At 36.8% G+C, this 18,671-nt stretch carries 15 protein-coding genes; 7 read left to right on the forward strand and 8 right to left on the reverse strand.

The genetic code is table 11. The features are described from left to right. Nucleotides 1-549: 549 nt before the first annotated feature. The gene (locus J0N78_RS24955; protein WP_209125787.1) at nt 550-726 is read left to right on the forward strand and encodes a hypothetical protein; all 177 of its coding nucleotides are present in this window, start codon (nt 550-552) and stop codon (nt 724-726) included. A 65-nt stretch (nt 727-791) separates the two neighbouring features. Here J0N78_RS24955 and pepF read toward each other — a convergent pair whose 3' ends face one another. The 4 genes from pepF to mecA all read right to left on the reverse strand — a co-directional run bounded on the left by pepF (nt 792) and on the right by mecA (nt 6,523). Continuing rightward, on the reverse strand, nt 792-2,606 hold the full coding sequence (gene pepF / locus J0N78_RS24960; protein ID WP_209125788.1) for an oligoendopeptidase F: 1,815 nt from the start codon (nt 2,604-2,606) through the stop codon (nt 792-794). Between the two features lie 89 nt (nt 2,607-2,695). Beyond that, nucleotides 2,696-3,880 carry a competence protein CoiA gene (locus J0N78_RS24965; RefSeq protein WP_209125789.1) on the reverse strand — a complete coding sequence of 395 codons (1,185 nt, stop codon included), beginning with the start codon at nt 3,878-3,880 and terminating at the stop codon, nt 2,696-2,698. Nucleotides 3,881-4,055: 175 nt separating this feature from the next. Continuing rightward, nucleotides 4,056-5,567 carry a cardiolipin synthase gene (gene cls / locus J0N78_RS24970; RefSeq protein WP_209125790.1) on the reverse strand — a complete coding sequence of 504 codons (1,512 nt, stop codon included), beginning with the start codon at nt 5,565-5,567 and terminating at the stop codon, nt 4,056-4,058. A 260-nt stretch (nt 5,568-5,827) separates the two neighbouring features. Further along, nucleotides 5,828-6,523, reverse strand: a complete 696-nt coding sequence (mecA, locus tag J0N78_RS24975; protein ID WP_209125791.1) for an adaptor protein MecA — start codon at nt 6,521-6,523, stop codon at nt 5,828-5,830. A 374-nt stretch (nt 6,524-6,897) separates the two neighbouring features. Between mecA and J0N78_RS24980 the strand changes: the two genes are divergently transcribed. Beyond that, nucleotides 6,898-7,575, forward strand: coding sequence for a TerC family protein (locus J0N78_RS24980; protein WP_209125792.1), 678 nt, complete (start codon nt 6,898-6,900; stop codon nt 7,573-7,575). Nucleotides 7,576-7,922: 347 nt separating this feature from the next. Here the strand turns inward: J0N78_RS24980 and spxA are convergent, their stop codons facing one another. After that, the gene (gene spxA, locus J0N78_RS24985; protein ID WP_209125793.1) at nt 7,923-8,318 is read right to left on the reverse strand and encodes a transcriptional regulator SpxA; all 396 of its coding nucleotides are present in this window, start codon (nt 8,316-8,318) and stop codon (nt 7,923-7,925) included. A gap of 321 nt (nt 8,319-8,639) precedes the next feature. Here spxA and J0N78_RS24990 point away from each other — a divergent pair, with 321 nt between their 5' ends. Next, nucleotides 8,640-9,866 (forward strand): efflux RND transporter periplasmic adaptor subunit, encoded by a 1,227-nt coding sequence (locus tag J0N78_RS24990; RefSeq protein WP_209125794.1) that lies wholly within the window; start codon nt 8,640-8,642, stop codon nt 9,864-9,866. Nucleotides 9,867-9,874: 8 nt separating this feature from the next. Next, on the forward strand, nt 9,875-12,943 hold the full coding sequence (locus tag J0N78_RS24995; protein ID WP_209125795.1) for an efflux RND transporter permease subunit: 3,069 nt from the start codon (nt 9,875-9,877) through the stop codon (nt 12,941-12,943). A gap of 466 nt (nt 12,944-13,409) precedes the next feature. On the opposite strand, the gene J0N78_RS25000 is transcribed toward J0N78_RS24995, so the two are convergent. Next, on the reverse strand, nt 13,410-13,979 hold the full coding sequence (locus J0N78_RS25000; protein WP_209125796.1) for a GNAT family N-acetyltransferase: 570 nt from the start codon (nt 13,977-13,979) through the stop codon (nt 13,410-13,412). A gap of 303 nt (nt 13,980-14,282) precedes the next feature. Between J0N78_RS25000 and J0N78_RS25005 the strand changes: the two genes are divergently transcribed. Then, on the forward strand, nt 14,283-14,465 hold the full coding sequence (locus J0N78_RS25005) for a hypothetical protein (RefSeq protein WP_209125797.1): 183 nt from the start codon (nt 14,283-14,285) through the stop codon (nt 14,463-14,465). Nucleotides 14,466-14,702: 237 nt separating this feature from the next. Here the strand turns inward: J0N78_RS25005 and J0N78_RS25010 are convergent, their stop codons facing one another. Together J0N78_RS25010 and J0N78_RS25015 are read right to left on the reverse strand one after the other, a co-directional pair. After that, complete coding sequence (locus tag J0N78_RS25010; protein WP_209125798.1) at nt 14,703-15,914, reverse strand: putative glycoside hydrolase; 1,212 nt, start codon at nt 15,912-15,914, stop codon at nt 14,703-14,705. 59 nt (nt 15,915-15,973) lie between these two features. After that, nucleotides 15,974-16,204, reverse strand: coding sequence for an excisionase family DNA-binding protein (locus J0N78_RS25015; protein ID WP_209125799.1), 231 nt, complete (start codon nt 16,202-16,204; stop codon nt 15,974-15,976). Between the two features lie 220 nt (nt 16,205-16,424). Here J0N78_RS25015 and J0N78_RS25020 point away from each other — a divergent pair, with 220 nt between their 5' ends. Together J0N78_RS25020 and J0N78_RS25025 are read left to right on the forward strand one after the other, a co-directional pair. Further along, entirely contained in the window at nt 16,425-16,961 is a 537-nt protein-coding gene (locus tag J0N78_RS25020; protein WP_209125800.1) for an HD domain-containing protein, read from the forward strand. A gap of 273 nt (nt 16,962-17,234) precedes the next feature. Next, nucleotides 17,235-18,227, forward strand: a complete 993-nt coding sequence (locus J0N78_RS25025; RefSeq protein WP_209125801.1) for a sodium:calcium antiporter — start codon at nt 17,235-17,237, stop codon at nt 18,225-18,227. Nucleotides 18,228-18,671 lie beyond the last annotated feature (444 nt).

The raw sequence follows: 18,671 nt of genomic DNA on the forward strand, positions 1-18,671 counted from the left end.
ATGTTGACTTATCGTACGGCGGAGAGGGAAGTCTCGCTAGTCGGTGGGTGCTGGAGCTAGACAGTGAAAAGCGGAAGGTGTCTGCTTATCGGCGACAAGCGCTGGAGGACCAGCAATTCGTGTCCTGTCTTTTGGACACGTTTGATGGGACCGAAGCGACCTCGAGCCGATGACACCTTGTCGAAATTTATACATTCTTACTCTAAAATAAAGAGGCTGACAAGCAATATGTCAGTCTCTTCTTTAATAGGGGGGAGAAAATATTTAGAACTAATTATTTCACAATAATAATCTAACATATCCTAAAAAAAAATAAAACCCTTTAACCTCAATGTTCTCAGCATCGCCACATGTTTTCGTTTTCTAAAAATTACTTTTTTGACGTTTTACGCAAAGTATAGAGAGTCACACATCCGCCTAGATTCAGTCAAAAAAACAAATAGCAACAGCCATTAAAAAAAAGTCTTATTTTTATAAAACTAGCATGTCTTATCCTACAATTACATAGTATTTTTAAAGAAGGTTTCATAATGCTCTGAGGTGACTCATATGAGAAAAATTTTACTAACCATCGGCGTTATATTAATCATTATTAGCTTTTATTTTTTTGTTTTAGGCTTAATGAATATTTTTCCGCTTTTCATTTCTGCCCCAGCTTTATTTATATCTGTCGTATTTACGTTAGGTATTTATAATGAGCGAAATCGATTTCGTGGCTTTCGTTAAATTTAAATCATAAAGTACAAGTAAGGAAGCCGACTGTATAGTGTCAGCTTCCTTTTTTCATTTATTTATTCACTTTCCAGGAGCTTTTCCATTTCAGTTAACGTTTGTTCAAATACAGCACACGCTTGCTTAATTGGTTCTGCAGATGTCATATCTACCCCCGCTTTTTGTAAAACTTGGATCGGGTAATCTGAACTACCGGCCTTTAAAAATTCTAAATAACGATTGACTGCTGGTTGACCTTCCTCTAAAATTTGTTTAGATAATGCCGTTGCTGCACTATAGCCTGTTGCATATTGATAGACGTAGAAGTTGTAATAGAAATGAGGGATACGTGCCCATTCTAAGCCGATTTCCTCATCAATTATTATGTCATTTCCAAAGTATTTTACATTTAAATCATAATACGTTTTAGTTAGTAGTTCAGGAGTTAGCGCTTCACCCGCAGCAGCTTTTTCATGAATGAGCTGCTCAAACTCTGCAAACATCGTTTGTCTAAATACGGTTCCTCTAAAGCCCTCTAAGAAGTGATTTAATAAATACAGCTTTTTCTTCTTGTCATCTGTCGTTTTGAGTAAGTAATCATTGAGTAACGCTTCATTAAGTGTTGAAGCTACTTCGGCGACAAAAATCGTATAATCGCCGTACGGATATGGTTGATTCTCTCTCGTGTAATAACTGTGTAGTGAATGGCCGATTTCATGCGCTAATGTAAATAGATTGTTCACATTATCCTGCCAGTTCATTAATATATACGGCATTGTACCGTATGCCCCTGAGGAATATGCGCCACTACGCTTACCTACATTCTCCTCAACGTCGATCCAACGCTTTTCATAACCTTGTTTAATAATATTTACATACTCTTCTCCTAAAGGAGCAACCCCTTTTAATACAAGGTCTTTTGCTTCTTCGTAAGGTACTTCCATTTTTACGTTTTTAACAAGTGGTGTATACAAGTCATACATGTGCAGCTCATCTACACCTAATACTTTTTTACGGAGAGCAACATAACGATGTAGTAAATGAAGGTGATCATTAATGGTTGAAACTAATTGATCATACACAACTTCAGCTATATGGTTTTTACTTAATGCTGCCTGTCTTGCTGATTCGTATTTACGTACATTTGCATAAAAAATATCTTTTTTCACTTGACCACTTAGCGTACTTGCAAATGTATTTTTATATTTATCGTAGGTTTCATATACTGCCTTGAATGCGTCTCTTCTTACTCTTTGGTCTGGCGATTCTAAGAAACGAATAAAGCGGCCATGAGTAATCTCAACATCTTCACCGTTTTCATCTGTAACCGTAGGAAATTTCAAGTCTGCATTGTTTAAGCTTCCAAACGTTGTGCTCGGTGCTTTAAGCGCTTCAGCTGCTTGAGCTAAAATAGCTTCTTCTGCTTCGGTTAATACGTGAGGGCGACTTTCATTTAACTCCTCTAATGCATGCTTATAAAGATTTAATCCTTCATGCTCAGCAATAAATTGATTAAGGGTTTCTTCTGGAATCGATAATATTTCTGGAGTCATAAATGATGCGGTTTGCCCGACTTTTGCTGCTAAGCCTTGAGCTCGATCATTTAACCCTTGGTAAAATGAATTGGTTGTATCTTGATCATATCGCATATGAGCATATGTATACAGTTGATGTAATTTCAGAGAAAGTTCATCTTGTTGCTGTAAAGCCTGATACAACTGTTCAGCGGATTGACCTAACGTCCCCTTAAACTGGACTAATTTCGGTAAGTCTTTACTAATTTTAGTAAACTCTTTTTCCCAATCTTCATCAGTTGCAAAAATTGCTTCTAAGTCCCAAGTTAATTCCTTTGCAATTTCCTCACGCTTCGGTAATGACTTTGTAGATTTTTGCATACATGTACCTCCAATGTCTCTCTTTTTGTATTTCTACTTAATATACGTTCGATATCGATAATAACATTCCTTTATTTACATAATAATATTTAATTTATTTTGATGCTCTTTATAAATGCTTCGTCTCTTACGATTGCCTCATCAATGGACTGTGGATATTGTATCTCTTTTACTCTAAAAAATTCTTTATTTCCAGTTCTTTTTAAAAATCCAGTGTTTATTAAAAGTTGTAAATAAGACATAACCGCATAAGAATAATGTCCATGATAATACGGAAGCGTTCTGCAACTACATAGTTTTCGTTCGATTAACCCTTTAAAAAAACGAAATACATCTTGAAAGGTAAAACGGGTGTGAATCGGATAAGCTGTCAGGTGAATGAGGAGGTATGTTTGCCAAATATGAGGAGCTGTTTCTAGCCATTGATGGTGTTTCGTTGGCCACCCTGCTTCAATGGGATATAAGAAAGGAGATATTTTTCGCTGATAGCAATATTGATTAAAATACTGTTGGAGTCTTCCTGAATATGGTGTCACATTGTACCGCCATTTCTTTTTAATCGTAAGCCATGTTGCCTTCCAAGTATCATCATAAACTAGCGCTTTACCTAATAATGATACGAAAGAGACGTCTGTAATTCGTTCAGTTTTTAATGGAGAAAAGGCTGTTTGTGATGAAAGAGATAGAACATTTGTTAACGAAAAAAATTGTTGAGTATTTGCACAAAAATAATGAAGATAGTTTTGCTGGAGGCTTGCATGTGGCTGGAGCGCTGCCCATTCGATGGGAGATAAGGAGAAAAGTGCTGAAGACTTTCGTGTGAGGCGATTTCCACCGTAGATCCATATCGGTAATATGTCTTTTTCTAAATAACTCCTCGTTCGTTTTTCGAAAATAGAAAGCGGGATCGGTGAGCATTGATATTCTATTGCGTAATACCGTTCTTCATAATGTATAAAGATGTCTGGTCTTTGCTTAATCGATGGTAAATAGGGTTCAAGCAAAGTTTGGATTTTTTGATCAATTAGCCAATGAAAAAGTTGTTCTTTTCCTTGCAGATGATAATCTGATTCGGCTTCTAGCTTGATGGAGCATTCCTTTTCTTCCATATGAGCAAAATGCCATCTTCGTTTCGTTCCTAGTTTTAGCCTCACAGATTTCTTACAAAGCGGACAGATAAAACGATGTTTTTGGCGTAACATTTCTAATTGTTCCTTGGTCCAGCCACTTACTAAACTAATTCTCTGTCGGTCTTCCGTGTGTGCAACGAGCAAAGGCATCCACTCCTTTCATTTCTGCCTTCTACATTCTACTAAAAAAGCGAAACTCCTTCAGTCTTAACAATATTTTTACAAATAAGAAAAGCGGAAGGTGTCTGCTTATCGGCGACAAGCGCTGGAGGGCCAGCAATTAATTTTCAAAAAAGACCTTCTTTATAAAGAAAGCCTTTTACAATAATGGACTTAATAATCTACAAGTTGACTCTAGCAATCGTTGTACAATCGATCGCTTTCTAAAAATTTCATCGTCGATTTGATTAGAGTGTTCCAAATCAAAAATATAATCACTTACAAGGGTAGTCACACTTTTCGTACGATATAAAAAAGCATTCACTTCGAAATTAAGATGGAAACTACGCATATCCATATTTGCAGTTCCAATCGAAGCAATCTCATTATCAATAATAACGATTTTGCTATGCATAAATCCGCGATTATACTCATAAATTTTAACCCCTGCTTCTAATAATTCTGGGAAGTAGGAGCGGGAAGCATAAAAAACGATCCGTTTATCAGGACGATTGGGTACTAAAATTCGAACATCTACACCACTTAAAGCCGCAATCCTTAATGCACTTAAAATGTCTTCATCAGGGATAAAATACGGGGAAGCGATCCAAATTGATTTTTTAGCAGAAACGATCATCGAAAAGAACAGCTTCTTAATTACCTCCCAGCGTGAATCCGGCCCACTAGCGATCATTTGTACACCACCATCATCATTTCGATCAACAAGGACGGGTGAAAAGTATTCTGGGTCTAATACCGCTTCCTTTGTAACATAATACCAATCCTTTAAAAAGATCAGTTGAAGTGTTCGAACCGCTTCACCTCTAACATATAAATGTGTATCCCGCCAATAGCCGAAATACTGATCTCTTCCCAAGTATTCATCTCCAATATTTAAGCCACCGACAAAAGCGACATGCCCATCTATTACGACAATTTTCCGATGATTACGATAATTAATCTTATGAGTCAAAAACGGTAGTTTAACAGGAGCAAAAGGCCGCATTTCAACTCCAGCTTCCCGGAGTTCTTGTATGTACTTTTTTGAAAGCTTCCAGCTCCCAACCGCATCATATAAAAAACGAATCTTTACACCTTCCTGAGCTTTAGAGATAAGGATTTCCTTTATTTCCTGGCCGACCTCGTCATGACGAACAATATAATAGACGAGGTGAATGTGACGCTTCGCCATTTTCAATGTTTGTAGAATATGTGCAAATGTTTCTTTTCCATCAGTTAAAACTTTCGTTTCTGTTGAAAATGATATTGGGTTATTCACCAACCGATGAGCTAATCGAAATAATAATTGTTGGTGTCCCCCCATTTTTCCAAGCCGGAATTCATCAATTTGGCGATTTCCTTCGATATTTTCAAATGCTTGTTCATCTTGAATTGCTTTTTGAATAAACGAGCGTTTTTTTCGATGATTTTGTCCAAACATAAGATAAAAGAAAAAGCCAACGACAGGAAATACACCAAGAACCATTAACCAAGTGAGCGTCTTTGTTGGATGACGGTTCTCGAAAAAGATGACAATAGCTATAAACAGAACAGACAGCGAAAATAAAATACTAAATGCGCCAACTATCCAGCCTTCCCAGTAGTCTCTAAACAAATAGAGGACACCAATGATCAACAGTAAAAAAGCAATAACATTTATCCTTGTTTTCATGGCTAATCTCCTTAAAAAAGTTGTTCAAAAAGTCTGGGAATAATATTTAAGAGACACATATACCAATTATTTCATTTTACTATCTATTTATTACTATAGAACTTTAATTACTGCTTAACAAAAATGAAAGAGGCTGACTCAAGTAAGCATATGGCTTCAATGTCGATATAATAACACATAGAAGATGACTTCTTATATATTATCATATGCGAGAAGCAAAGATACTTATGAGTCGGCCTCATTAAAACTCTTAACTACGATCACTCATTTTTTGAGGAGTGGTTTAAATTAAAGTAATTACGTACTGTTGTTAATGCATCATTTTTCATTACTAATTTCCCGTATTCTTGAATACGATAAATTGTAATTTCAGATTCATAGCCAAATTCTAAAATCTGACTTAGCATATCATCTTGCTCATCTTCATCATACCGTTCGTCATTAAAGACAACATGAAGGTAATATCTCCCCTCAAAATGATAAAGTTGGTTCTCCATCCCTTCTGGTACAAAGCTGTGACTTAGTGCGATCAGATCTTCAAAATCTTCGAAACCGATAACAAGTTCAAGTAACTCATTATAGTCTTCTTCAAGCTCTTCCTCAGGATTTCCATTACCAAACTGAGCATCTAACATTTCGACAATGTTTTGATCGACTGGAATATCAGCCACTTTATCATTTGAAACTGGAATTTCTAACTTTACATGACCATCAGAGATTTGTCCTCTTGTAACAACAATCTCCAACCCTTTATCTAAGGCTTGTACTTGGATCCACAACGGCCCCTCAAGCTCAAATTCTTCTCGATCATGTGCTTCACTCATCATTTCAAAAAAGAGTTCTTCGCCTCTTTCGCGATTATACCATATCTCATCCCGATCAAATCCGCGGGACTCAATATCCTTATACGTAATATAAAACTTAATTGTAGAATCATTTACTCTTTCGATTTCCATAACTCTCTCCCTCCAGACATTATCAATCGAAGGAAACCTTCTAATTGATATTCATAGCTACCAAACGACGTAATACTTACTTATTTTCAACTACTCATTGAGGGTGTAATGTAAGTTAGAGTTTATCTATGTTACTCCTATTGTATGATAAAATGATCGGAATTGGAAATTAAAAAAAGGGACAATTTAATTTTTTTTTCAGAATTGTACGTCAGCCCAATCAACTTTCTGTTCTGAACTATTCATTTGACGTATAGACTAGCAATAAGACAACCATTCAACTACTATTATCAGGCTATGCTTATTATTAAATATTTATTATGAGCGATTACGGTTTGTTTTGTCAATGAAACAGATAAGGATGATTGTTTAATATGGATATTGAATTTTTTATTTCCCTACTAACCATTATTGGTATTGATATTATTTTAGGCGGAGATAATGCAATTGTCGTTGCTTTAGCTTGTAGAAATCTTCCAAAAGAGCAACGGAACAAAGCCATTATGCTAGGCATCAGCTTAGCTCTATTCATCCGAATTGCATTAACTTTAGTAGCTGTTCAACTTCTCCAAATCCCTTTTTTACTTGCCATTGGTGGGGCTCTGTTAATTTATATCGCTTATGATCTTATTTCACAAATCGATAACGAGCACACTGTACATAGTGGGACAAATATCTTTAGTGCAGTTAAAGCTATTCTTATTGCTGACTTCATTATGGGTGTAGATAATGTAATTGCTGTAGCAGGAGCTGCACATGGTTATCCAGCTCTCGTTATTTTTGGCTTAATCGTTTCCGTACCGATTATTATTTTAGGAAGTAAGCTTATCCTCTTTATTTTTGAACGTTTTCCATTCGTCATCTACATCGGTGCAGGCATTCTTGCTTACACATCAGGGAGAATGATTACCCACGAAGAACAGTTATCGCCTTTATTCGAAAGTCACCCCATTATAACGACAGCTTTTCAAGTCGCTGTTATTATTGGTGTTCTTTTAGCCGGATATTTCAATCGACGCGGTCTATGGTCAAATATTTCTACAAAATATTAGAAAAAAGCGGAAGCGCCCGTTCACCGACGTACGGACTGGACTGAACCGCAGGAGATAAAGGAAACACGGAGAAGCGCCAGCGATCCGATGTTGACTTATCGTACAGAGGTGAGGGAAGTCTCGCTAGTCGGTGGGTGCTGCAGCTAGACAAGAAAAGCGGAAGGTGTCTGCTTATCGGCGACAAGCGCTGGAGGGCCAGCAATTAGTGTCCTGACTTTTGGACACGTTTGATGGACCGAAGCGACCTCGAGCCGATGACACCTGCAGCTAGACAACCTCGAAATTTATATTTTCTTATTCTTTGAAAAGAAAAAGAGGCTGATTGATTGTTCAGCCTCTTTTTCTTTTTAGTTGACCATCTTTTGCGCTTCCAATAAATGAAAGGTTCTTACTTTTCTAGGTAAGAAACGACGGATTTCTGCTTCATTATATCCAACCTGTAAACGTTTATCATCAAAAATGATTGGGCGGCGAAGTAAGCCAGGGTTTTCACTAATTAACTTAAATAAAGTTTGTAGTGGTAATGCCTCTAATTCGACATCAAGATCTTGAAAGACTTTAGAACGCGTAGATATGATTTCATCGGTTCCGTCTTCTGTCATTCTTACGACTTCTTTCACCTCGTCAATGGATAATGGTGCAGCAAAAATATTTCTTTCCTGAAAAGGAATATTATGTTCTTCTAACCAAGCTTTCGCTTTCCTACAAGATGTACAACTCGGTGATGTTAATAGGGTTACCATAAATGGACATCTCCCTTCAACAATGTATATCAACATCATTTGCAATTTATTTTTTACTTACATTAAGCATTATACAATAATAATTCTAAATTGAATACCCCCATTTAAAATTAAATGTACATAAATTATACAACGTGCTCATTGAAGAAACAGGCTAGTTTATAGTGCTTTTCCCCAAAATATCCGTAACTAAACTTCCTTATCATTTCTACTTCTTCCTTCTTAATTAGAAAAATGAAATGAAAATAACATAGTTGTTACATGATTGTCACATCATATTAAAGTACTCTTTTTTTCTATTTATTCTTAGGAGTGACCACCATGGACAATTGCATAAAAATAAAGTACATCCCTTTATTTTTTCTCATACTCTTCTTTACCGGTTGTGGGACAGATGATATTACGAGCGATAGTGCTAAGAGGCAATCTATTTTAGTGTCTGTTGAACAAGCAACTCAGACGAACCTACGACAATCTTTAAAGTTAACTGGACAAGTGTTACCGAAAGAACAGGTACCTCTCTTTACGGTCTCACCTTTGGAAGTAATAGAAGTTCATAAAAACGTAGGTGAAAATGTAAAAAAAGGAGAATTGTTAATTACTTTAAATGCAGAATTAGCACGAGAGCAAGTTAATCAAGCCAAAAATGCCGTTACAAAATTAGAAAATGCTCTTAGTCAGGCAGAAGAGTTAAATCAAACCGCACAAAACGAAATAGAAAGGTTACGAGCACTTCAACAAGACCTTGAACAATCATTAAACGAAACGAGAAATACATTAGAACAATTAAACGAAGAAAATGAAGATGTTGCCTTACTTCAAACGATTCGTAGTTCGCTGGAATTAAGCCTCAAACAAGCAGAATTAACACAAGCTGCTGGAAATGTCCAACAAGTGCCTACTATTAATACACTAGAATTACAAATGCAATTAGAAACAGCAAAGAAAAATGTACGTCAAGCAGAGCTCGGATTACAAGCTACTCAAGTGACTGCCCCGATCTCTGGTACAATTGCTCAAATGAACGTCACAGTTGGTCAAACTGCTGTTCCTAATTCTCCAATGGCAACAATCGTCAATTTAAATCCTGCTGTTGCTACGTTTTCAGCAAACAGTTTTCAAATTTCAAAACTTCAACCAGGAATGGACGTTGAAATCATGATTAACGGACTAAATGAAACGTACGAAAATAAAATTTCAACCGTTTCACCTGTTGTTAATCCAAATACGAATACATTCACTATTGAATCAGAGATTGAAAACCCAGATGCGATAATAAAAGGTGGAATGCGCGCTACTGCATTGGTTGATTTAGGGGTGATTGAAAAAGCCGTTGTTATCCCAGTTGATAGTATATTATATGAGGACAATGATACATTCGTTTACAAAGTCTTTGATACGACTGTCAAACGGCAACCCGTTGAGCTAGGCTCACGAGAGGGCAACCTAATTGAAGTTCTAGAAGGAATTGAAGTAAATGATTCAATTGTAACAACAGGAAAAGAACGGTTAACAGAAGGTGCACAAATTACAATACGAAGCGAGTGAAACACAAAATGAAAATTGCAAAACTGTCAGTTCTAAGGCCAGTTGCTATGGGGATGGTCATTTGCCTCGTGATCATTCTTGGCATTGTTTCATTAAAGGATTTACCTGTCGACTTGTTTCCTGAACTAAGTTTTCCCATTGTTGCAGTTACAGCTACTTATGAGGGTGCTGGTCCTGAGGAGATCGAAAAACTCATTACACAACCAATCGAAGAAATGATGTCTAGTTTACCGAGTGTGGAATCCGTTACTTCTACGTCTAGGACTGGAGGAGCTTTAATCCTCGTTGCCTTTAATTGGGGTACAGATATGGATTTTGCAACGTTAAATATGCGTGAACGAATCGATATGATACGGGAGGGATTACCGAATGAAGTTCCTACACCTCAAGTTCTTCGATTTGATCCAAGTCTGCTTCCAATTGTGCAACTAGCCGTTAGTACCCCAGACGGAAATATTACCGAAGCGAAAAAGCTAGCCGAGAACGACATTGAACCTATGTTAGATTCGGTAGATGGCGTAGCCTCTGTTCAAATTGAAGGCGGAGCTGAGCAGGAAATTCAGCTCCATGTTGATCCCAATCGTTTAATAGTTTATGGTTTGACATTAACAGACCTGCAGCAAATTATCGCTAGTGAAAATTTAAACCTTCCGGGTGGACAGCTCATAGATTATAATTTAAATTTACCGATTCGAATAACTGGACAATTCACTTCTATATACGACATAAAATCATTACCGATTCCAACAATTGAAGGAACCATTCCTTTGTCTGAAATCGTTGATGTTGTTGAAACATTAAAGCCGACTACTCAAGCAAGTTATTTAAATGGTCAACCAAGTGTAGGAATTTCCGTTCTTAAGGCATCCGGTACTAACACAGTCACAGTTGCGAGAAATTTGAAACATCAGTTAGAAGAACTAGAAGAGTTGCTGCCACCTGAAGTTCAAATTCGAACCATTTTTGATCAAAGTCAGTTCATAGAACAATCCATTCGAGCTGTAGCGTGGAATATTGTCCTTGGAAGTATTTTAGCCGGTACGGTCCTATACTTATTTTTACGTAATGTAAGAAGCACAATGATCATTGGATTTTCTATACCGATATCAATTATCACAACATTTTTGTTTATGTATTTTAGCGGGCAAACCTTAAATGTACTTACACTCGGAGGTCTGGCTCTTGGTGTGGGGATGATGGTTGATAATGCAATCGTTATTTTAGAAAATATTTATCGCCTACGGCAAAAAGGACTGTCAATTAAAGAGGCCGCAATCGAGGGGACGAGTGAAATTGGTGGTGCAATCATCGCATCGACACTCACTACTATTGTCGTTTTTTTACCGATTATTTTTGTAGAAGGCTTAGCTGCACAGTTATTTAAGCCACTGGCATTAACTGTCGCCTTTTCCCTGTTAGCTTCTTTATTTACTGCACTGATTATTGTCCCTTTATTATCATCTACTCTAATGAAAGTAACCGAAGAAACCTCCTTTTTTCAGGAAAGATTTCAACGATTATCTTTATTTTATAAAAGAATGTTAACTAAAGCATTGAAGCGACCAAAAACTACTATGCTTGGAACGTTTATTTTATTTGCTCTCTCTTTTATTGGTATTCCTTTTATCGGAACAGAATTCTTACCAGCGCAAGACCAAAGCTTTATTAATATTGACGCAAGACTTCCTGCCGGGAGCTCTCTTGAAATTACAGAGAAAGTTGCAAGTGAAATTGAAGAAAAAATTAAACACCTTTCAGAAATTGATTTAATCTATGTCACTGTCGGTGGTACGGATAATTTTACGATTGGCGCTGGTACGCAAACGAATCGCGCATCCTACAGTATTTTATTAATTGAACCTGGCAAGCGAACAAAAAGTGATTTAATCGTCGCAGAAGAAATCCGCGACCTTTTACAAGACATTCCCGGCGCTAAAATTTCAGTATCCGCTAGTGATACGGGCTTTACCGAAAGTCCGATTTCGATTACGATCAAAGGGCGTGACTTACAGACATTATATCAGTTATCCAATGAAGTCATTCGTCTTATTTCTACCGTTGAAGGTGTTCGTGAGCCTTCATCCAATTTTGCCGTTGGAAGTCCTGAAATTACGGTGGCCGTTGATCGAGACCAGGCTGTTAATTATGGGATAGGTAGTGCACAAATCGCTAGTGCTGTAAATAATGCGACTCGAGGAATGACTGCTACACGGTTAGCCAGAGATGGAGAGGAACTTGATGTTCGTTTAGTGATCGAAGAAACCTACACCTCTTCTGTTGAAGAACTTGGTCAATTACTTATCAATATTCCGACAGGCGAAAGAATTCCTCTTGAAGCGGTTGCTACGATTACTAGAGATCAGGGGCCTAGTACGATTCGACGTGCAGACCGACTACGTGAAGTAACCATATCTGCTTCTATTTTAAATCGAGATTTAGGAAGTATTATTAATGATATTGAGGAAGTGTTAAATGAAGAAATTGCACCGCTTCTTCCTACAGGTTACCGTATTAGTTTTGGTGGTCAAAATGAGCAAATGAACGATGCTTTTTTTAAATTAGCAGGCGCAATATCTCTTGCCATCGTTTTAGTATATATGGTCATGGCCGCTCGATTCGAATCACTCTTTTATCCTTTTATTATTATGTTTAGTGTTCCAGTTACAATGATTGGGATTATATTTGGACTTTTAGTCACCTTTCAACCTTTTGGTGTAGGTTCACTAGTAGGTATCTTAATTTTAACGGGGATCGTCGTTAATAACGCAATCGTATTGATTGATTATATTAATACATTAAAGCAAAATGGTTATTCTAGTTTTGATGCTATTATTGAAGCGGGCCCGACACGCTTACGCCCGATTTTAATGACCGCTTTAACGACAATTCTCGGTTTGATTCCACTGACGTTAGGATTCGGAGAAGGAACAGAAATCCAACAACCGATGGCGATCGTCATCGTGTTCGGCTTGAGTATCGCCACTTTTATTACGTTGATACTGATCCCTGTCATTTATTACGCCTTTGACCTAAGAAAAGAAAGGAAGATGCAAAAAAGGCAAGAAACATTAACATAAATACATAAATCGCTAGTTGATGGGTGGCTTGCGCTAGCCATCCTAGAAATTTTACATTCTTATCTAAAAGCTGTTTTCGTAAACTTTGTTGCTATTGGACCGTTTTTTGAACATAAATAAGCCTAATGGACAAATTCATTTGTCCATCTGGCTTATTTATGTTCAAAGGCTTCACGCTAAAGCGTGAAGAACCAAACTTTCGCTTGGTTAACGGTTCAATAGCTAAAAGCACCAATCTTTTAGAAAAGAGCCTATCTAAAAAAAGCAGCCTTGTTTCCGATTAGAGAAAGAAGGCTACTACATAATAATTACTATGCGATTGTTTTCGTATTGGTGGCGGGTCGGCGTTTTGGAGCTTCTTTTAAGTTTCTTAATTTTCTACGGAGCAACTCCTTTAAGAGCTCACGCTTTTTTCTTTTACTTTTCTCTCTCCCTTTCATCACTTATCACCACCTTACATAGCATTTTAAATTTGATCTTGTTGTTCTACAACTTCTTCATCAAATGTTAATACATCATCTACTGGGCTGTAGGCCTGCCCATACAACTGTTTGTCTTTGTAAGTGTGAATGGTTTCATACGTTTTTTTCATCTTCTCATAAATACTTTCTTCTGATTCGTTTGTTGGCGACCAATATAATATTTCTAGCTCATTAATTTGGTTCGTTGCCAATGAGCGGCGGCGATAGCCAATGGACTCAGCATGCTTAAAGCCCTCTCTTGCGTAAAATCGTTGCCTTTTTTGAGTATCTGTATCTTCATAATCAATTGGTTCTACTTCAAGAATAATCGGTTTTCCTTTCTTTTTCAATTTATCAATTAATTTTTTTCCTGTTCCTTTTCCTCTGGCATTTTTTGATACGAACAAGTAATCGATAAAAATAAAGTCATCCATTTCTACATACATTAACACGTGGTCTTCGCTTTCATCTTTAAAATAAATTTCGGATTTCTCTGCTAATAGTAGTTCCATGTGTTCCTTCGATTTCATTTCTTCAATTGGAAAATACTGATTGAGTTTCTCATACCAATTCACTTGACTATGACCTCCATTTGTCCTTAGTCTCTTTATTATATGCAAGAATGATGACACAATAAACGGCACTTAGAGGGGATTCTTACCAACATTTTTTTATATTTACCCAATACTCTCCATCTATTCGCTTTCTTATATAAATACCGGCATTTCCTCATGTATTATAGTTATCCTTCCTTTTTTGTTAGTACAGTAAAGGATTGAAAAAATAATGCATCTTACTTTTTAGTGAAATCCCTTTCAATTTTTACGTTAGTTCTGTACAATAAATGGTAAGAGGCATTCATTAATAGGAGGATTCTCATGGGTAACTTTGTTATCGATTTTATTTTACTTTCACTATGTATCATCGGTCTTACTGCTTTAATGGGTACAATAACAAATTTATTCGGTATGAAAATATTTGGGCGCGGTAGTGTTGACAAGTTTAAACTCAAATCATCAAGTGTTCAAACTGGTTGGAAAAAAGTTGGAGGCAAGAAATGATACATAAATTGGTTACCCGCTAAGAGTAACGGGTATATATCACAAAGTTAAACCTGTAAATTTGTATGTTTTTACATTTAATTTACATAGCTAACACACAAATAAAGAGCTTTTCCATCAACAATATTGATGGGAGAAGCTCTTTTGATTTAACTCCATTAACTTTTACTTTTTCCCCTCTATATCAAAAGCGATCATCATGTACATCTCGTTCATCATTTTCACATACTCGTAAGTTTATGGAGTATAATTTACGCCTGATGTATATCGATTACCGGCATTCCATAAGAGATATTCATTAATACCATTATCTTTTAACGCTTTAATCTGTGCTTCAACTTCTGCTTTACTATACTTTTTAAAATTCCCTGCCCCTAACCAGCTTGCTGTAAAGTCTTGAATCCAAGGTCTTGAAGTGGGTGGCGATTCTAATGTGCCTAATAATTCGTTTTCTACTTTTGCATAAGCATCAACGAGCTCGTACGGAAATAAATCTGGTTTATTAATACCAAAATACGAGGTCCAATGGCTTGGATAAATCATCGACGAGATGACATCAACGTTACTAGCAATTTTTGAGAAGTTTTGTCCTATTCCAGGAGCTTCAGGGATCGTTGCTGAATAGCCAAAAATATCTACAGATACATCAACACCATAGGGTTCGAGTTGCTCTTTAGCATAAGCAACAAAATCTGTTACTGCCGACACGCGCTTTTGTACATTATCACCATTGCCACCTTCATATTCCCCAACACTGTATTTTAACTCTTCATCTCTACGCTCAAAACCTTCTGGAAACCGAACGTAATCAAACTGAATTTCTCGAAAGCCCATTTTTGCCGCTTCTTCAGCGATTGCGACATTATAATCCCAAACTTCTTTTAAAAAAGGATTTACAAATGCATCCCCTCGTCGATTTTTCCAAACCTTACCTCCTGGTGTTTTAAAAGATAATTCGGGTTTCTTTTCCGCCAAAATGGTGTCTTTAAATACAACGATTCGCGCAATTGGGTAAATTTGCTTTTCTTCCAAAGTTTGCATAAGCTTTACTGTGTCTTTAATATAGTTTTGTGAAATGTTATAAAATGGTGAATCTTCCGCTGGTCGATAGGTTAAATGACCGTAATCATCTTTAATATCGATAACCATAGCATTGAGATCTGTAGACTCCATTAACTGTATTAAGCTACTCATCCTCTCTCCACCAGCTGAATTCCCTGTTACGTAAATGCCTCTAACCGCATCAGGGTACTCAAACGTATATCCTGAATCAAAGACAAACCGAGCCATACGTGGTGGAACGTTCAAGTCTTTCTTTATGACTTCCTTCACTGAATGGTATTGAATTGACTTTTCTTCTTTTACTTCAGCACTTATCCCTTGAACAGACCAAAATAAAGTAATAACCACCATTTGAATACAAATTAGCCAAAATAATTTTTTCCCCATCATCTCACGCCTTTCAAGCCTTTGCTTCTTAGGATTTGTCCTTTTTTAATATGTATGTCTTAATCCTCATCTTTAACATCAATATCTTCTGGAATATCTTCCAATGCCTCTCTTTTCAGTTCTTCAAACTTAAGATCAAGCTGTTGTTTATGCCATTTAAATTGATGTTTATTTACTAAATACTTTGAACCGTCAAAAACAGCTTTAATATTTCCTTTACGAATTTGATCATATAAATATTCTGTGGGTAAAGCTAAATATTCTGCTAATTCTTCAATTGTTATGTACATAAAAAATTCCTCCCAACAAATTATAACGTTATCAAAAGCGGATGACCATTGGATAAAGAACTAACAAAAAAGCACTAATATGAGGTCTGATCCACTTTTTTAGTTAGACTTTTTTGTCAATAGTTTAATTAAGGGTTGCAAAAGAAGTCCTTCCTCAATATAATAGAAAAAATACCTTGAATCTGTAAGAGATGATCTCACATGAGGAGGGAAAGGATATATGAGAAATGTAACATTATTAGAAATTTACAGCCATCCTATTACTCAAAAATATGTAAAGCGTTCTGGATTAGCCCATGCGATCGCGACTGCTTTTCATGCTCTCAAGCTTTCAAAAAAATATGATGTTAATCCTGATTTAGCAACAAAAGCCGCCTTTCTTCATGACATCGGACACTACACTTGGTATAAAAATGGTCAATGGGATTTTGACCTCTATACAGAAAATGATATTCACGCGATTAAAGGTGCAGAACGTGCTCACAAGCTTTTAGTTCGACTTGGAGAAGATCCACGTAAAGCGAAGCAAATTGCTTTAGCTATATTACTTCATACTGATTCATATTTACCAAAAGGACAATTAGAATTAGATAGTTTGCAAAAAGTTGTAGCTCTTGCTGATGAATTAGATGAGGAACCGAATGGTGAACATCACTATAGGTCAATAAGTAATGAAAAGGCATTACAGCAAATTAAGCATCTTGATTCGTTAGTCGATGCTTACATTTCAGAGCATTGGTATAAAAAATCGGTTTGAAAATCTTTGGTTGCCATTCCAAAGATTTTTTTGTTGACGGATAAGTTCTCCCATGTTAAATTTAGTTTAAATCACATACGTCCTAAAAAGGGGAGTAGCGACCTTCACAGGTTAATGAGTCGTCATTACAGTGGACTTCCACTCGGTTCATTAAGCTTTGTCATAATTTGGTAGACAAAGTACGCAAGACCTTTTTATGAGAGTTTGATTTGCGGGTAAACTCTCATAAAAGGGTCTTTTTTGTGTTCATAAAAGAATAGAGAGGGGAAACTTATGGTATTTTTTATATTTTTCTTATGTGCAGTTGTCACAGTTATCTCAGCGATTAAGCTTTCTACTTATGCTGATGCGCTTAGTGAGAAAACGGCATTAGGTGGGTTAATGGTTGGAACTATTTTTCTTGCAGGTGCAACCTCTTTACCTGAAGTTACGACAAGTATTTCTGCAATTATGCTCGATAACCCAGATATTGCTATTGGAAACGTTCTAGGCAGTAATATGTTTAACTTGCTTATTCTAGCTAGCTTTGACTTGTATTATCGGAAGAAGCAGATATTTAAAGGAGCTTCAGGGGAACATTTTTATACGGCTAGCATTGGCTTATTATTAGCGGTTACGACACTTTTAGCTTTAACGATACAGCTAAACATAACTATTTTAGGTATTGGTATCGACACATTGATTATAGTATTAATATATGCAATTGGAATGTATGTGCTTACAATTCATTCCAAAAAAGAACAATTAATTAGTGTTGAGTCGGAAGAAGAAGAAAGCAACCTGAATTCATCTGCTATTTCTTTAAAAAGAGCTATTTATGGATTTATATTAGCTGCTATAGCTATTTTAGTGACAGGATCTTTTTTAACGATAACAGGTGATCAAATTGCTGTTATTACAGGACTAGGCTCTAGCTTTGTCGGTAGCTTTCTCATTGCAGCAACTACTTCATTACCTGAAGCAATTGCTGTGTTAATCGCTATCCAATTACGAAATTATAATTTAGCAATCGGCTCAATATTAGGTAGTAATCTTTTTAATATGCTCATTTTAGTAGGGACTGACGCCTTGTATCAGCAGGGTGGGATTCTTGCATTTGTTTCACCAGTTAATCAAATTACTGCTGCTGCAGTTGCTGTACTTTCGGTTATTGTTCTGTACTCATTAATAAGAAAAACGTACAGCTCAACTACCACATATGCATTTCCATCTGTCCTTTTAATTATTATCTATTTTGTTTCATCATATTTAATTTTTGTGCATTAAACATTCCACCCATAACAAAAGAAAAGCGCAAGCGCCCGTTTAGCGGCGTATGGACTGGAGCCCCACTGTATGAGATAAAGGAAACACGGCGAGAGTTATCGAGACGATGTTGACTTATCGTAAGGAGGGGGAGCGAAGTCCACTAGACGCTGGGCGCTGCAGCTAGACAAGAAAAGCGCAAGCGCCCGTTTAGCGACGTATGGACTGGACTGAGCCGCAGGAGATAAAGGAAACACGGAGACGCGCAGTGATCCGATGTTGACTTATCGTACGGCGGTGAGGGAAGTCTCACTAGTCGCTGGGCGCTGCAGCTAGACAAGAAAAGCGCAAGCGCCCGTTTAGCGGCGTATGGACTGGAGCCCCACTGTATGAGATAAAGGAAACACGGCGAGAGTTATCGAGACGATGTTGACTTATCGTAAGGAGGGGGAGCGAAGTCCACTA

The organism is Alkalihalobacillus sp. BA299, assembly GCF_017745675.1.
Taxonomy (GTDB): domain Bacteria; phylum Bacillota; class Bacilli; order Bacillales; family Bacillaceae_F; genus Alkalihalobacterium.

Excerpts from the sequence above, each read along its gene's own strand:
- cls (WP_209125790.1), bottom strand. The coding sequence starts at position 5,567 with ATGAAAACAAGGATAAATGTTATTGCTTTTTTACTGTTGATCATTGGT.
- spxA (WP_209125793.1), bottom strand. The coding sequence starts at position 8,318 with ATGGTAACCCTATTAACATCACCGAGTTGTACATCTTGTAGGAAAGCG.
- J0N78_RS25015 (WP_209125799.1), bottom strand. The coding sequence starts at position 16,204 with ATGTACATAACAATTGAAGAATTAGCAGAATATTTAGCTTTACCCACA.
- pepF (WP_209125788.1), bottom strand. The coding sequence starts at position 2,606 with ATGCAAAAATCTACAAAGTCATTACCGAAGCGTGAGGAAATTGCAAAG.
- J0N78_RS25010 (WP_209125798.1), bottom strand. The coding sequence starts at position 15,914 with ATGGGGAAAAAATTATTTTGGCTAATTTGTATTCAAATGGTGGTTATT.
- J0N78_RS24990 (WP_209125794.1), top strand. The coding sequence starts at position 8,640 with ATGGACAATTGCATAAAAATAAAGTACATCCCTTTATTTTTTCTCATA.
- J0N78_RS25025 (WP_209125801.1), top strand. The coding sequence starts at position 17,235 with ATGGTATTTTTTATATTTTTCTTATGTGCAGTTGTCACAGTTATCTCA.
- J0N78_RS25005 (WP_209125797.1), top strand. The coding sequence starts at position 14,283 with ATGGGTAACTTTGTTATCGATTTTATTTTACTTTCACTATGTATCATC.
- J0N78_RS24955 (WP_209125787.1), top strand. The coding sequence starts at position 550 with ATGAGAAAAATTTTACTAACCATCGGCGTTATATTAATCATTATTAGC.
- J0N78_RS25020 (WP_209125800.1), top strand. The coding sequence starts at position 16,425 with ATGAGAAATGTAACATTATTAGAAATTTACAGCCATCCTATTACTCAA.
- mecA (WP_209125791.1), bottom strand. The coding sequence starts at position 6,523 with ATGGAAATCGAAAGAGTAAATGATTCTACAATTAAGTTTTATATTACG.
- J0N78_RS24995 (WP_209125795.1), top strand. The coding sequence starts at position 9,875 with ATGAAAATTGCAAAACTGTCAGTTCTAAGGCCAGTTGCTATGGGGATG.
- J0N78_RS24980 (WP_209125792.1), top strand. The coding sequence starts at position 6,898 with ATGGATATTGAATTTTTTATTTCCCTACTAACCATTATTGGTATTGAT.